The sequence below is a fragment of the Mesorhizobium sp. G2-6-1 genome (genome assembly GCF_055809095.1).
In genome coordinates this window covers 356,838-370,327 of the sequence record NZ_CM147896.1, presented here as the reverse complement: position 1 = coordinate 370,327, position 13,490 = coordinate 356,838, and the positions used below count along the sequence as shown (strand labels likewise).

At 55.7% G+C, this 13,490-nt stretch carries 17 protein-coding genes; 10 read left to right on the top strand and 7 right to left on the bottom strand.

Translation table 11 applies throughout. From position 1 onward, the window contains the following. Positions 1 to 74 precede the first annotated feature (74 nt). Entirely contained in the window at positions 75 to 1,181 is a 1,107-nt protein-coding gene (locus tag AC0L7S_RS01745; protein WP_473472795.1) for a peptidase C39 family protein, read from the top strand. Further along, positions 1,178 to 2,641, top strand: coding sequence for a RimK family protein (locus AC0L7S_RS01740; protein ID WP_473472794.1), 1,464 nt, complete (start codon positions 1,178 to 1,180; stop codon positions 2,639 to 2,641). The genes AC0L7S_RS01745 and AC0L7S_RS01740 overlap by 4 nt, the downstream gene beginning before the upstream one ends. 14 nt (positions 2,642 to 2,655) lie before the next feature. On the opposite strand, the gene AC0L7S_RS01735 is transcribed toward AC0L7S_RS01740, so the two are convergent. The 6 genes from AC0L7S_RS01735 to AC0L7S_RS01710 form a co-directional block, all read right to left on the bottom strand. Next, positions 2,656 to 3,279: a hydrolase gene (locus AC0L7S_RS01735; protein WP_473472793.1), complete on the bottom strand. Its 624-nt coding sequence runs from the start codon at positions 3,277 to 3,279 to the stop codon at positions 2,656 to 2,658. After that, a complete protein-coding gene (ygfZ, locus tag AC0L7S_RS01730; RefSeq protein ID WP_473472792.1) occupies positions 3,276 to 4,136 on the bottom strand; it encodes a CAF17-like 4Fe-4S cluster assembly/insertion protein YgfZ in 861 nt (286 codons plus the stop codon). Before ygfZ ends, AC0L7S_RS01735 begins: the two co-directional genes overlap by 4 nt. 142 nt (positions 4,137 to 4,278) lie before the next feature. Next, entirely contained in the window at positions 4,279 to 5,091 is an 813-nt protein-coding gene (locus AC0L7S_RS01725) for a hypothetical protein (RefSeq protein WP_473472791.1), read from the bottom strand. 67 nt (positions 5,092 to 5,158) lie between these two features. Continuing rightward, positions 5,159 to 5,416 (bottom strand): hypothetical protein, encoded by a 258-nt coding sequence (locus AC0L7S_RS01720; RefSeq protein WP_473472790.1) that lies wholly within the window; start codon positions 5,414 to 5,416, stop codon positions 5,159 to 5,161. A gap of 137 nt (positions 5,417 to 5,553) precedes the next feature. Next, complete coding sequence (locus AC0L7S_RS01715) at positions 5,554 to 5,931, bottom strand: TIGR02301 family protein (protein ID WP_473472789.1); 378 nt, start codon at positions 5,929 to 5,931, stop codon at positions 5,554 to 5,556. Next, a complete protein-coding gene (locus tag AC0L7S_RS01710) occupies positions 5,928 to 6,407 on the bottom strand; it encodes an NUDIX hydrolase (protein WP_473472788.1) in 480 nt (159 codons plus the stop codon). The genes AC0L7S_RS01715 and AC0L7S_RS01710 overlap by 4 nt, the downstream gene beginning before the upstream one ends. Before the next feature lie 116 nt (positions 6,408 to 6,523). On the opposite strand from AC0L7S_RS01710, the gene AC0L7S_RS01705 reads away from it, so the two are divergent. Next, positions 6,524 to 6,946, top strand: a complete 423-nt coding sequence (locus tag AC0L7S_RS01705; RefSeq protein WP_473472787.1) for an SOS response-associated peptidase — start codon at positions 6,524 to 6,526, stop codon at positions 6,944 to 6,946. Then, positions 6,943 to 7,317 (top strand): SOS response-associated peptidase family protein, encoded by a 375-nt coding sequence (locus tag AC0L7S_RS01700; RefSeq protein WP_473472786.1) that lies wholly within the window; start codon positions 6,943 to 6,945, stop codon positions 7,315 to 7,317. The genes AC0L7S_RS01705 and AC0L7S_RS01700 overlap by 4 nt, the downstream gene beginning before the upstream one ends. A gap of 57 nt (positions 7,318 to 7,374) precedes the next feature. Here the strand turns inward: AC0L7S_RS01700 and AC0L7S_RS01695 are convergent, their stop codons facing one another. After that, the gene (locus AC0L7S_RS01695) at positions 7,375 to 7,527 is read right to left on the bottom strand and encodes a hypothetical protein (RefSeq protein WP_473472785.1); all 153 of its coding nucleotides are present in this window, start codon (positions 7,525 to 7,527) and stop codon (positions 7,375 to 7,377) included. A gap of 389 nt (positions 7,528 to 7,916) precedes the next feature. On the opposite strand from AC0L7S_RS01695, the gene cysS reads away from it, so the two are divergent. The 6 genes from cysS (at position 7,917) to cimA (ending at position 13,430) form a co-directional block, all read left to right on the top strand. Next, a complete protein-coding gene (cysS, locus tag AC0L7S_RS01690; RefSeq protein WP_473472784.1) occupies positions 7,917 to 9,494 on the top strand; it encodes a cysteine--tRNA ligase in 1,578 nt (525 codons plus the stop codon). Between the two features lie 104 nt (positions 9,495 to 9,598). Beyond that, entirely contained in the window at positions 9,599 to 9,979 is a 381-nt protein-coding gene (locus AC0L7S_RS01685; RefSeq protein ID WP_473472783.1) for an endonuclease domain-containing protein, read from the top strand. A 16-nt stretch (positions 9,980 to 9,995) separates the two neighbouring features. Then, positions 9,996 to 10,490 carry a GFA family protein gene (locus AC0L7S_RS01680; protein WP_473474138.1) on the top strand — a complete coding sequence of 165 codons (495 nt, stop codon included), beginning with the start codon at positions 9,996 to 9,998 and terminating at the stop codon, positions 10,488 to 10,490. Beyond that, positions 10,487 to 11,446 carry a prolyl aminopeptidase gene (pip, locus tag AC0L7S_RS01675; protein WP_473472782.1) on the top strand — a complete coding sequence of 320 codons (960 nt, stop codon included), beginning with the start codon at positions 10,487 to 10,489 and terminating at the stop codon, positions 11,444 to 11,446. The genes AC0L7S_RS01680 and pip overlap by 4 nt, the downstream gene beginning before the upstream one ends. A gap of 62 nt (positions 11,447 to 11,508) precedes the next feature. Continuing rightward, the gene (locus AC0L7S_RS01670) at positions 11,509 to 11,817 is read left to right on the top strand and encodes a hypothetical protein (RefSeq protein ID WP_473472781.1); all 309 of its coding nucleotides are present in this window, start codon (positions 11,509 to 11,511) and stop codon (positions 11,815 to 11,817) included. Then, positions 11,814 to 13,430 (top strand): citramalate synthase, encoded by a 1,617-nt coding sequence (gene cimA, locus AC0L7S_RS01665; RefSeq protein WP_473472780.1) that lies wholly within the window; start codon positions 11,814 to 11,816, stop codon positions 13,428 to 13,430. Before AC0L7S_RS01670 ends, cimA begins: the two co-directional genes overlap by 4 nt. The last annotated feature ends 60 nt before the right edge of the window (positions 13,431 to 13,490 follow it).

Sequence of the window (13,490 nt, the reverse complement as noted above, 5' to 3'; positions counted from 1 at the left end):
GCTGGCGCTTCGGCGATGGCATGGGCTATTTTGACCAGGGTTCTCTCCACCAAGTTTGAGGGTTTCCAGCTCGCATGCCTGCCGAAATCCGAACGGCCCGTGCCACTGATGTCGATGCCCTTGCCGCTATCGAAAATGCCGTCTTCGATAGCGACCGCATATCTCGTCGTTCATTTCGCAAACTGATCGAGCGCGAGACGGCGCAAACCCTGATAGCTGAACACAATGGTCGCGTTGCTGGTTATGCAATCGTTCTGTTTCGCAAGGGCAGTGGGGTGGCACGTCTCTATTCGATTGCAGCCGCTCCCGATCTATCGGGCAAAGGCATTGGACGCCAGCTTCTCGAAGCAGCCGAAGATGTCGCTTTCGATCATGGGCGTATGCTGTTGCGTCTCGAAGTGCGCGAAGACAACCAGCGCGCCATCCGGGTTTACGAGCAAGCCTCTTACCGCAAGATTGGCCGTGAACCCGACTATTACGAGGACGGTGCCCCCGCGCTGCGATACGAAAAAACCTTGCGCGGCGACGTTCCGGTGGCAACGGTCGTGCCGTTTTACGAGCAAACCTGCGATTTCACCTGTGGGCCATGTTGCCTGATGATGGCAATGGCCTATTTCGATCGCTCATTCATTCCCGATCCCGTCATGGAAATCCGACTTTGGCGGGAGGCTACAACTGTCTTCATGATGTCCGGGCCGGGAGGCTGCGAGCCGTTCGGGCTTGCGGTCAGCGCCTATGAAAGCGGGTTGTCAGCGGAAATCCACGTTTCGTTTTATGGAGCGTTATTCCTCCAATCAGTTCGCAGTGAAGAAAAGCGCCGCGTCATGGAGTTGGCGCAAGTGGACTTTCGCCGGCGCGCGGGCAGTTACGCGATCCCGATCAGCTATCGGCCATTCACGATTGACGATATCCGGGCTGCGATCTCTGGAGGCAAACTGGTGCTGGTATTGATCAGCGGTTTTCTCATGTTCGGCAAGAAGGTGCCTCATTGGGTGCTGGCAATAGGTGACGACGGTAGTCACATCCTGATCCATGACCCGTGGGTTGAGGACGAAAGGGAAGAAACCGTATCGGACGCGGCCAATATCCCGGTCCCCTACGATATTTTCATGACAATGGCGCAGTTCGGCCGCGACGGTCTGCGCGCGGCCATCATGCTGGGAAAGCGCGAACGACAATGACCTGGGTCATCCTCACTGGACGGAACAACGACCTCGATCAGGTGGCGACACCGCACAAGGTCATCACCACGCGCGATTATCTTGCTCATCCGGCTCTGTTTCGAGGTCAGCGGCCAAAAATTATCAATCTATCGAACAATTATGCCTACCAGACGCGCTCCTACTATGCCTCGCTGCTGGCGAGTTCGCGTGGCCATAAGGTCATTCCGACAGTCGAGACGATGATCGACCTGTCCGAACGCAAGCTCTATGAACACGCCTTGCCGGAACTGGAGCAAGCGCTGAACAGACTCCGCAAGAATTTGGATAGCCCGTTTCCCGGAAAAATCTGCATCTTTTTCGGCATCGGACCATCAAAGCCCTGGGACCGCTTTTCGAAACTTCTGTTCGATTGGTTTCGCGCGCCATCACTGGAAGTCTCGATCCGCGATAATGGCGAATGGGCTTCTATCAGGAAAATCGGCTTTCATCCGATCGTCCGTATGAAAGGCGGCGAGGAGAGGCGTTTCCTCGAATGTCTGGAAACCTATACCGGGCGTGAATGGAGAGACACCAAGACGCGCACGCCCGCCCGCTACACCTTTGCAACGCTGGTCGATCCGAATGAAGAATTGCCGCCATCCGAAATAGCGTCGCTGCGCCACTGGGCCAGGATTGCCGAGAAAATGGGCGTCGAGGTTGAGCCGATAACGCGCAAGGACCTTGCCAAGCTTGCCAACTACGATGCGCTCTTCATCCGCGAAACGACATCCATCTCCAACCACACCTACCGCTTTGCCCGCCGTGCCCAGCAGGAAGGCATGCCGGTAATCGACGATCCCTTGTCGATGATCCGTTGTACCAACAAGGTCTATCTCAACGAGTTGATGAGCTACAACAAGGTGCCGGTACCACCGACCGTGATGATTGCGGGCCAGTCGGATCTCGACATTGCCGCACAATCGCTCGGCTTCCCGCTCGTATTGAAAATACCGGACAGCTCGTTTTCGCGTGGCGTCAAGAAATGTGCGAATTTTCCTGAATTGAAGGCGCTGGCGAGCGAGTGGCTGGAGGATTCCGACCTGCTGATCGCCCAGAAATTCATTCCAACCGAATATGACTGGCGTGTTGGTGTGCTTGGCGGACAGCCCTTGTTCGCGGTTCAATATTTGATGGCAAAGAAACATTGGCAGATCGTCAATCACAAAGCCAAGGGCAAGCCGGTTCAAGGTGGTTTCAAGACCTTTACCTTGAAGGATGCTCCCGTCGAAGTTATCGAAACGGCGGTAAAAGCCGCGCGCTGCATCGGTGACGGCCTCTATGGTGTCGACCTCAAGGAAACCAGTGACGGCATTTTCGTCATTGAGGTCAATGACAACCCGAATCTCGATCATGGCTGCGAAGATACTGGTGAGAAAGACGAGGTCTGGATACGGCTGACCCAGTGGTTTCTCGAACGGTTGGACCGGCAGGGCAGGTAAGTGGAAAAGCTATTCTATCGAACTTGCTGCGCACGCAATTGGTCGAGTTTCGCAAATCGCTTCAGGAAAGCGTCTTGTGCCTGAATGACTGGACGCGGCGTGAGGTCGAAATTATCGGCAGTGATATTGCGGGGCCGCCCGAAGAACTGCGCGGCTTCTTGAAGTGAGAACCCGGCCAGCACAGTCGCCTCGAAATAGGCAGCGATCTGGTCCGCCCGTTTGATATCCTTGCGCAGTCCCCCGCCAAGTTCAGCAGGCAGCGAAAAACGCAGGTGAATGGCGCTTTGAAGACGAAGCTCGCAGTCCTTGTATCCGCCGCCGACCACCGACTTGAACGGTGAGATCATGTCGCCAATGACATATTCGGGCGCGTCGTGCAGAAGTGCTGCCAATCTCGCTGCGGCTGTGGCGCTCTTGGTCATTTCGGTGAAAATGGCTTCGACCAGCAGAGAATGCTGGGCAACGGAAAAGGCATGATCGCCATGCGTTTGCCCATTCCAGCGGGCGACACGGGCCAGACCATGGGCAATGTCCGAGATTTCGATATCGAGCGGCGAGGGATCGAGCAGATCAAGGCGGCGTCCGGATAGCATCCTCTGCCATGCACGCACCGGCGCGCCAGCACGGTCAGCCATCAAAACGACTCCGCGGCAGTTTCATCTTGTGGAAATGTAAATGTGGCCCAGCTTGGGATTTCCAGTGTAACCGGCAAATCGCCAGCAAGAATGTCCTGCCCGCCGTCCATCGCATCTTTGACCCGATCAATACGGACAATAGCCAGACCTTGCTTGCCTGCCACTGAGCCGAGCGTCCCAACGGCACGACCATTGGCAGTCAGTTCAGTGCCCGGTTGGGGTAAGGCATCGCCTGCCGATACGATCAGAACGCGCCGACGCGCAGTGCCGCGATGTTGCATCCGCGACACTACTTCCTGACCGACATAACAGCCTTTCTTGAAGCCCACGCCGCCATTCTGGTCAAGCAGAACGTCATGCGGGAAGGCATCGCCAAGTTGGTAATCGCGGCCGCTTTCAGCAACGCCATTGGCAATGCGAAAGGCATGCCACCCGGCAAGGTCGCCAGCTTCTGCATCGCTACCATAACGCCGCATCACGTTGCCATCGTTAAAGCGCGCGTCCTTCAGCGAAGTTGAATCAGGATGCGAAGTGCTTGAATCATTTTGCCATGCTGCCGTGACAAATGTCTGATCCAGCTTGGTTATTTCCGCCTTTGTGCGGAGTTTGTAGAGAGCCAGACGGCGCATGAAGTCGCTCACAACGTCTTCGCGGCACTCAAGCAGAAACGTGTTTTCGCTATCTCTGGAAATGAGAAAATCGAACAGGATTTTCCCCTGCGGCGTCAGCAGCGCACCGGATCGGACTTCGCCGCTGCGAATCGAATCGAGATCAATGGTCAGAATATTCTGCAAGAATTGATAAGCCTCTGCCCCCGAGACGGAAATGAGTGCGCGGTCTTGGAGAAGTGCAAAGGGCATTGGAGTGCGGACCTGAATCGAGAGCAGTTGGCTTTACGTAGTCCCGCGCAACGCCACTCGCAAGCGTCACCTTCGCCAAAGGTCGATTGGAATGGCCCGCACTATGGAAACCGGCCAGATGGCAAATTTGACAAATCGCCGGTCAGTCTCCAGCCACGAAGAACGCCCACTGACCTTGTGGCGAAATACCTACACGGTAGAAAATGTAGGCACCGAATTGCTTCATATCGTCATAATCGCCTGCGGTGACGATCTTGAACAACTCCACCCGCTGGCGGGGATCGAGCCTGTCGAGGGGCAGCGCAAAGAAATACGGCCAGACATAGAGTTCCTGCGGTCTACCAACGTCAGCATGGACAAAGCCGGCACCAAGAACCTCTTCCATAATGGCAAGGATTTCCTGTCCATCAGTGTCACCAGAAAGGCTTTTCAGGAATTCGATCGGGTCGCCCTCAATTTCCGTCAGCGACAATTGGGTCATGCTATTGCCCATGCCGATCAGTGGTCTCAGCTTCTCGATATCTCCGCTCTTGCAGGCTTCGACGATGAGATCGTGCATCCGTCGCACCGGTTCAGGCAGCCTGTCGAGGTTGTAAATGACTTCGGCAAGCGGCGCGTTGCTGTCAGCATCAGGGTTGGAAACGTCATTGCCGTCGTTTGGCCCCTCGGGGTTCACCTGCGAGGGTTCATCCCTGTCTTCGGGAGAGGCGGGTTGGTTTGATGGCGGCTGTGTCGTCTCGATGGGGTCGGGCATGGGTACGGCATTCGGCGAGCCCATTTCGCTGTCCGATGCCGGTGGAACAACAGGTGAGGGCAGTTCTTCGCGCTTGATTTCGCTGAGCGCCCACGCCGCCCCCACGAGCGACAAAAGGGCGGCGGGTGTCGCGCTGCACATCATCACAAGCCAAACGACGAACCCAAGGCCACGCCGCTTATGGGGTATTGTAAAATTCACTGACCGCATCTCCATTGTGGCGGACATGATGCCCCAAAGGATATATGCGCGTCAAAGCTGATTGGCCTCAGTGGCGAAATCGCTCGGGTTCAAAAGCACCGGCAATAACCTTTTCGCGCATGCGGTCCAGCAGGGCCAGGGCCGCCGTCTCGCCATTGGCGCGCAATATCTCGCCAAAAGCCGTCTCAAGTGCGGCTTCGGCTATGATTTCCGGTTCGATGCCCGCCGAAAGACCTTCGGCCCAGGCTTCATTGTGACTTTCGACGGCAGTCAGGCGCTTTTCTTCCCTGACCATTGCGTCGATATCGCTGACGCTGTGTTCCATACGCAACAACCACCCAATACAAGCCTCGATCATTCAAATACTGATCAAACTTGAGGCACCCCTTTAATTTCCCATTAAGACTTTAGCACGCTTGCGGGCGATTGCACTCGCCCATTGTCGGAAAAGTTAACGAGACGCTAATTGCCGTAGCGAGAGGCAATGTCACGGCTTAACGTCTCGCCTTCCTTCATATAGCGCCGGATTGCTTCGGTGGCCGAACCGGTACAGTGGGCATATGTGCCACTGAATGAGCGGTATCCGCGATTGAATGAAGCGATGAAGCGAGCCCGCCTTTCTGGGTCGGGGTTTTCCGTTTCGAGCAGCATTTCCATTTGTCCGCGCCACTGGTTGCCGTCCTCGCCGCAAAGATTGCGCAGAAAATGAAGCGAGCCGAGTATCTCGGCCAGCCGCATCAGGCCCGGTTCAAATGGAGCCTCGACTGCCAATGCCGGACGCACGGACACAGCCGTCGCAACGGCAAGATATGCAGCAAGAAACAGGCGTGCGCTCATCATAAGTCTTTGTGACGAAACAATTTGTCGTCGGCAAGGCGATTTTGCGCAGTTGCATCATGTGTTGCTGGATCAGCCAGTAATTCTTGCGCGATGGTAAAGACGGACCCGGCAAGCGGCAGCACTTCCATTTGAGCCAAGGTGTAAAAATTGGCTGTTTCCGCGTCGTCATTGGCCATTGCTTCGCCCCCGGCATAGGCAGCGCCAAACACCGTCAACCGGTAGTTGGGCGAATTGTCTCCATGATTGCTTTCGATGATCAAGGTCTGTAATGGGCGAAAACGTACGGCCTTCAGCCCGGTTTCTTCGAGCAATTCGCGCCGCGCCGCCTCTTCCAGTGTTTCGCCATTTTCCACCTTTCCACCGGGGAAGGCGTACAGGCCCTGTGCAGGTGGACGCGCCCGCTTGACCAAAAGCACTTGGTTGGCACGTATCACAGCAACCGAAACGGCAGGAATTTCTGGCAAACGATCCATCATGGTCCATATATGGGAGCAGTCGGTTGTGGACTGCCGGTTCGATGGCGCTTTATCCGTTGCGGGTGAAGCAGTCCATCGCCACTTTAAGCATTCACGTAATTTGGTGAGGCGCAACCATGTGCGGACGATTCGCTTTGACCGGTTCGGCAGACGAGATAGCCGCGCAGATGGGTATTATCGGGCCGGATCCCCATGCGCCGCGCTACAATATCGCGCCGACTCAGCCGATCATGATGGTGCTGGCGGGTCCGCCACGTGCTCCCGGTTCCAATATGCCGGATCGCTACGCGATGCTGGTGCGTTGGGGGCTGATTCCCACCTGGGTAAAGGATACGCGCAATTTTCCGCTATTGTTCAATGCCCGCTCCGAGGAGGCGGCGGTGAAAGCCTCGTTTCGCACGGCGATGCGCCATCGTCGCGCATTGGTGCCTGCATCCGGCTTCTACGAATGGCGCCAAACCGGCAAAACGGCCGGCAAGACGAGCGGCGGCAGGAAAAAGGACAGCCATATTGGATACGCCCAAGGCATGGCGGCTTGATTGCCTTTGCTGGCCTGATGGAAAGCTACGCTGAACCAGGCGGTTGCGAGATGGATACCGGCACTATTTTGACGACGCGTGCAAATTCCGGCCTTGCTCATATTCATGAGCGGATGCCCGCAGTCATCAAGCAACAGGATTTTACGCGCTGGCTCAATTGCTATGATCAGGAACCGCGCGATGTTGCTGACCTGCTGGAACCGGTCGAACCGGATTTCTTCGAAGCGATCCCTGTAACGGAGCGCGTCAACAAGGTTGCAAATTCGGGTCCGGAAATACAGGAGGAGGCAATTATCGGTTCCGGTGAAGAACCGCCAGATGCAAAGCGCCGCCGATCCGGCGCTGATGACAGCCAAATGACACTGTTTTAGGCGCTATGGCACCAACAGTTCGACCCATGCCGCTATGGCTTGATACTATCCTGGGTCTCAGGCCGCGCGTGGCGAAACAAACTTCTGTGTAGGTTTTTCCTTCTTCGTCGTGTGAAGAAGTGCTGCAGCCACGGCAGCGACGCCAATGGCGCGGTATTGCTTGGCAAGTTGCGGTTGCTGGCTTTGTGGGACTTCCGGTTTTCGTAACATTGTTCTGTTCCTTTCCTGGCGTTTGTATTTGCGGCACCGCACATGGTGATCAATTCCGACTAAATCGTGACACTAACGATCCAGGCCGTGGAATGTTTCGACGCTGTGCCGAGATGTTTAATAAAATGTTTCAAATCTCCTACTCAGACCCTACGCGGTATGGCATGCGGCGCTTTCATGAAAAGTGCGTCTTGACGGCAACACAGGCGAAGGCGATAAAGCGGCCCATGAAAACGTCTTTTGCCATATGTGGCATTTCGATTATCGGCTAGCTTCGCGCTGGCCCGGACGTTTTCGCTTCAACTTTCCTTCAAAGTGGACAAACGAACCGGCCAGCAGGCTGAATTTCGGTGTGTATTGTGAGCCGGTTGCTGCCGGGAAGGTATCGAATGTCTGAAGACCAAAAACCCTTGCGCCTTTACAATACGCTGACGCGCACCAAGGAGGAATTTTCTCCGATCGACCGCGAAAATGTGCGCATGTATGTTTGCGGCCCGACCGTTTACGATTTTGCCCATATCGGCAATGCGCGTCCGGTGATCGTCTTCGATGTTCTGTTTCGTCTCTTGAACCAAATATATGGTGCAGATCACGTCACGTATGTGCGCAACATCACAGATGTGGACGATAAGATAAACGCGCGCGCTCTGCGCGACTTTGGCGACGATATCGCATCGGGTGCGCTCTCGCTTAATGAAGCGATCCGGCGCGTGACGGAAAAGACGGCAGACCAGTTCCACAAGGATGTGAAAGCACTTGGCTGCCTGCCGCCGACATTCGAGCCGCGCGCCACCGAGTTTGTACAGCCACGCGAAGACGGCAAGACCGACATGATCGGCCTGATTCAATCTCTCATCAAGCGCGGCCATGCCTATGTAGCAAAAGGCGAAGTGCTGTTCGATACGGTTTCGATGCCAGACTATGGCCAATTGTCGAAGCGTCCGCTTGACGAGCAACAAGCAGGTGCCCGCATCGCCGTCGATGCGCACAAGAAAAGCCCGCAGGATTTTGTGTTGTGGAAACTCTCCTCGCCCGATGAACCGGGTTGGGAATCGCCTTGGGGCAGGGGCCGCCCCGGCTGGCACATCGAATGTTCGGCCATGTCGTCGGCCTATCTCGGCGAAGAATTCGACATTCATGGCGGCGGGCTGGACCTGATTTTTCCGCACCATGAAAACGAGATTGCCCAGTCACGCTGCGCCCACGGCACGCCTACGATGGCCAAGGTATGGATGCACAACGGATTTTTGCAGGTCGAAGGACAGAAAATGTCCAAGAGCCTGGGCAATTTCTATTCCATCGATCAATTGCTGGAGACGGACACATTCGGCGGGCGAAAATGGCCGGGCGAAGTGCTGCGCCTTGCCATGCTGATGACGCACTACCGCGAACCGATAGATTTTTCGGTGAGGAGACTGGAAGAGGCTCGGGTTATCAGTTTCAAATGGGTCGATCTTGCCCGACGATATGGGCCAGCGGACGGGATAATCTTGCCTGAAGTATTGGATGCCTTGCATGACGACCTAAACACGCCGCTAGCAATCCAAGCTATTCAGCGCGGCAAAGGAAAGCCATCTGACGTCGCTGCTTCCGTGCATTTTTTGAATCTGTTTGAGGAACGAGTTGTAAGGATCGGCGAGACACTGCGTGCAGAGCAGAAAGCCGGAATTCGTAAATCACTTCAATCGGCATCTGACTCCGTGGTATTGAGTGAATTGGGAGTCTCCCGCGAGGAAATCGAGACGAAGATTAACGAACGCCTCGCCCTCATCGCGCAAAAACTGGGCCGAGGCCGACCGTATCCGCGACGAACTTCTCGCGCAGGGCATTCAGTTGAAGGATGGCAAGGACCCCACTACAGGCGAGCGTGTCACCACCTGGGAGGTGAAAAGGTGATCGAGGGTTTTGGCACCCCCTCTGCCCTGCCGGGCATCTCCCCCTCAAGTGGGGAGATCAGCCAACCGTAACGCGTTCGTCCATCTCCAGCGACAATAGGTATTCCGCAAGTCTGAAACCGCCAATCTCCCCACTTGAGGGGAGATGCCCGGCAGGGCAGAGGGGGTGATTACCAATGAATCACGCTCTTGTACCGCCTATGAACCGCCGCAACGCCCGAAAAATGCGCAAGGTGATGACTGATGCCGAATTAAAACTCTGGAACGAGCTACGCGCGCACCGGCTGATGGATCTTGGTTTTCGTCGTCAATTGCCGATTGCTGGCTATATCGTCGATTTCGCATGCCCATCGCACAAGATCGTCGTGGAAGTTGACGGCTCTCAACATGCCGGTGCCGAAAATGATAGAACCCGCAATGCGAAACTGGAGGCTCTTGGCTGGACGGTCATTCGCTTCTGGAACGACGATGTGCTGCGTGACATCGACAATGTCTGCCAGCATATTGTGATCAGTGCTGGCCTGATGGTCGAAGACGCCGGCCAGCCACCTGCCTGAATAGGATGAGATCATGATGAGCCTCGACAATTTTCCGGTTTATTCAGGTGGCTGCCAGTGTGGTGCCGTTCGTTTTCGCGTCGAGGGCGCGTTGGGAGACACATCTGTCTGCCATTGCCGCATGTGCCAAAAGGCATTTGGCGCTTTCTATGCGCCGCTTGTCGCTGTGCGGGGAGCCAGGTTCGAATGGACCCGAGGCGCGCCGAAATATTTCCAGTCTTCCAATCAGGTGCGGCGCGGGTTTTGCGGCGATTGCGGCACGCCGCTTACCTATGAGGCACCGGATGGCGTTGCACTCGCCATCGGGGCGTTCGATTGCCCAGCCGACATCGCGCCGGTGATCCAGTGGGGCATTGAAGCCAAATTGCCTTATGTCGACGCCATAGCCGCGCTGCCTGAGAAGGACACCCTGGCTGATGGCGAAGCGGCCGCCTTTCTCCACGATCTCATTTCCTACCAGCACCCCGACCACGACACGACCGAATGGCCGCCTCAGGAAGACAAACCATGAGTACCCGATTGCGCACTCTTTACCCCGAAATCGAACCCTTCGACTCGGGTATGCTCGACGTTGGTGACGGTCACTCGATCTATTGGGAGCGGGCTGGCACAAAGGGCGCGAAGCCTGCCGTATTTTTGCATGGTGGGCCGGGCGGAACGATTTCACCGAAACATCGGCGTCTGTTTGATCCGAAACTCTACGATGTCATCTTGTTCGATCAACGCGGCTGCGGGAAATCGACGCCCAATGCATCGCTTGATGCCAATACGACATGGCATCTGGTGGCAGACATCGAGCGGCTGCGCGAAATGGCGGGGTTTGACAAATGGCTCGTCTTCGGCGGCTCCTGGGGGTCGACCTTGGCGCTGGCTTATGCTGAAGCCCACCCGGCACGCGTCAGCGAACTCGTCGTGCGTGGCATTTATACGCTGACCCGTGCCGAACTTGACTGGTATTATCAATTTGGTGTGTCGCAGATGTTCCCCGAAAAATGGGAGCGTTTTCTGGCTCCAATTCCGCAGGCCGAACGCGGCGACATGATGGGGGCTTACCGCAAGCGTCTGATTGGGTCGGACCGCAAGGCACAGATCGAGGCGGCACGCGCCTGGAGCCAGTGGGAAGGGGAGACGATAACCCTTCTGCCGGAGCCTGAAACCAGCGATCCGTTCGGGCAGGAGGATTATGCCGTTGCCTTCGCCCGGATCGAAAATCACTATTTCATCCATGCCGGATGGCTGGAAGAAGGGCAATTGCTGCGCGATGCGGGCAAATTGAAAGACATTGCCGGCGTCATTGTTCATGGGCGCTACGATATGCCTTGTCCCGCGCACAATGCATGGGCCTTGCACAAGGTCTGGCCAAAGGCTGAGTTCTTCCTGATCGAAGGTGCGGGCCACGCCTATTCGGAGCCGGGAATTCTCGACCGGCTGATCTATGCCACTGATAAATTTGCGGGCAAGAAATGACGATACCGCCCCTTCATATCGGACAGATCGGATTGTTATTTGACATAATTGGTGGGTTCTTCTTGGCCAAGGCGCTGTTTTTCAACAGCGTGAAAATGATCGCCGCACAGGGAGGAACTTATTACGGTTACAATCCGCATTTGATATTGGCGCTTTGTGAACAAAGAATAGACGCAAATTTTGGATTGCCTTTATTGTTACTTGGCTTCTTTTTTCAATTCTGGGCGACGTTCGACAATGAACAATCACAGAATTGGACATTTTTTGGAGCTATCGTGCTGATTGTGGTAATTTTCGTTTATTTCATGACGAGATCAATTCTTGCGTGTCGGATGCGTGACATCGTAATAGCGAATAAGGTAGGCGAATGATCCGCGAACGCCTTTATCTCTACGACACGACACTGCGTGATGGCCAGCAGACGCCGGGCATCGATTTCTCGGTTGAGGACAAGATCGCTATCGCCAAGCTGCTCGACGATTTCGGTATGGACTATGTCGAGGGTGGTTATCCGGGGGCAAACCCCACTGATACGGCTTTCTTTGAACGCAAGCGCACGCAGCGTTCAAAGTTCGTTGCCTTCGGCATGACCAAGCGCGTCGGCGTCTCGGCATCCAACGATCCGGGCATTGCCACGCTCTTGCAGTCACATGCCGACGCGATTTGCTATGTCGCCAAAAGCTCGGACTATCATGTCCGTGTAGCTCTCGGCTGCACCGAGCAGGAGAATTTGGACGCCATCAAGGCTTCAGTCGATGCCGCCGTTGCAAGCGGCAAAGAAGCCATGGTCGATTGCGAGCATTTCTTCGACGGCTTCAAAGCCAATCCAGCCTACGCCTTGGCTTGCGCCAAAACCGCGTATGAGGCCGGCGCGCGCTGGGTTGTGTTGTGCGATACCAATGGCGGCACGCAACCTAGCGAGATCATGTCTGTTGTTGCTAAAGTCATTGCCGCTGGCATTCCCGGTGCCAATATCGGCATTCACGCGCATGACGATACTGGACAGGCCGTGGCCAATTCGCTGGCGGCGGTGGAGGCAGGCGCGCGCCATATTCAAGGCACGCTGAACGGCATCGGCGAGCGTTGCGGCAATGCCAACCTCATTACCATCATTCCCACTCTGTTGCTGAAGCCGGCCTATGCCGAGCGATTTGAGACCGGCGTTTCGACCGAACAGCTTGCGGGCGTTTCAAGGTTGTCACGTGCCTTCGATGAATTGCTCAATCGCGCACCCGAAGCACAGGCTCCCTATGTCGGCCAGTCGGCATTTGCCACCAAGGCTGGTATCCATGCCTCGGCACTGGCCAAGGAACCAAAGACTTACGAGCATGTCGAGCCTGACTCTGTCGGCAATCGGCGCCGGGTGATGGTATCGGACCAGGGTGGCAAGGCGAATTTCATCGCAGAACTCAAACGGCGCGGTATCGAAGTTGCCCGTGATGATCGCCGCCTCGATACGCTGATTGCTCTGGTCAAGGAACGCGAGGCCGAAGGCTATGCCTATGAAGGCGCAGACGCCAGCTTCGAATTGCTTGCGCGCCGCACGCTGGGCACAGTGCCGGAATTCTTCAAGGTCGAGAGTTTTCGCTGCATGGTCGAGCGCCGCTACGATGCCAATGGCAGCATCAAGACGATTTCGGAAGCGTTTGTGAAGCTCGTCGTGGAAGGTGAAACAAGGATGTCGGTCGCAGAGGGTCACGGCCCGGTCAATGCACTCGACATTGCGCTGCGCAAGGATCTTGGCCGCTATCAGGAAGAGATCGCCGATCTTGAGTTGGTGGACTACAAGGTGCGCATTCTCAACGGTGGCACCGAGGCGGTTACGCGCGTGCTGATAGAATCTCAGGATGGCGATAGCAGCCGTTGGTGGACAGTCGGCGTTTCCGATAATGTCATCGACGCGTCGTTTCAGGCACTGATGGATTCGATTATTTTCAAGTTGATGAAGAACCGGGAAATGGCCGGGTTGGTTGCGGCCGAATAGTTGGGCCATCAACGAAAGAGCATTGAACCATCAGAAATTTGAAGTGGTGCTACCCCGGTA

What these genes read in the sequence shown, in the direction of transcription:
- AC0L7S_RS01745 (WP_473472795.1), top strand. Translation starts at nt 75, where the DNA reads ATGCCTGCCGAAATCCGAACGGCCCGTGCCACTGATGTCGATGCCCTT.
- AC0L7S_RS01740 (WP_473472794.1), top strand. Translation starts at nt 1,178, where the DNA reads ATGACCTGGGTCATCCTCACTGGACGGAACAACGACCTCGATCAGGTG.
- ygfZ (WP_473472792.1), bottom strand. Translation starts at nt 4,136, where the DNA reads ATGCCCTTTGCACTTCTCCAAGACCGCGCACTCATTTCCGTCTCGGGG.
- AC0L7S_RS01720 (WP_473472790.1), bottom strand. Translation starts at nt 5,416, where the DNA reads ATGGAACACAGCGTCAGCGATATCGACGCAATGGTCAGGGAAGAAAAG.
- AC0L7S_RS01715 (WP_473472789.1), bottom strand. Translation starts at nt 5,931, where the DNA reads ATGATGAGCGCACGCCTGTTTCTTGCTGCATATCTTGCCGTTGCGACG.
- AC0L7S_RS01710 (WP_473472788.1), bottom strand. Translation starts at nt 6,407, where the DNA reads ATGATGGATCGTTTGCCAGAAATTCCTGCCGTTTCGGTTGCTGTGATA.
- AC0L7S_RS01705 (WP_473472787.1), top strand. Translation starts at nt 6,524, where the DNA reads ATGTGCGGACGATTCGCTTTGACCGGTTCGGCAGACGAGATAGCCGCG.
- AC0L7S_RS01695 (WP_473472785.1), bottom strand. Translation starts at nt 7,527, where the DNA reads ATGTTACGAAAACCGGAAGTCCCACAAAGCCAGCAACCGCAACTTGCC.
- cysS (WP_473472784.1), top strand. Translation starts at nt 7,917, where the DNA reads ATGTCTGAAGACCAAAAACCCTTGCGCCTTTACAATACGCTGACGCGC.
- AC0L7S_RS01685 (WP_473472783.1), top strand. Translation starts at nt 9,599, where the DNA reads ATGAATCACGCTCTTGTACCGCCTATGAACCGCCGCAACGCCCGAAAA.
- AC0L7S_RS01680 (WP_473474138.1), top strand. Translation starts at nt 9,996, where the DNA reads ATGAGCCTCGACAATTTTCCGGTTTATTCAGGTGGCTGCCAGTGTGGT.
- pip (WP_473472782.1), top strand. Translation starts at nt 10,487, where the DNA reads ATGAGTACCCGATTGCGCACTCTTTACCCCGAAATCGAACCCTTCGAC.
- cimA (WP_473472780.1), top strand. Translation starts at nt 11,814, where the DNA reads ATGATCCGCGAACGCCTTTATCTCTACGACACGACACTGCGTGATGGC.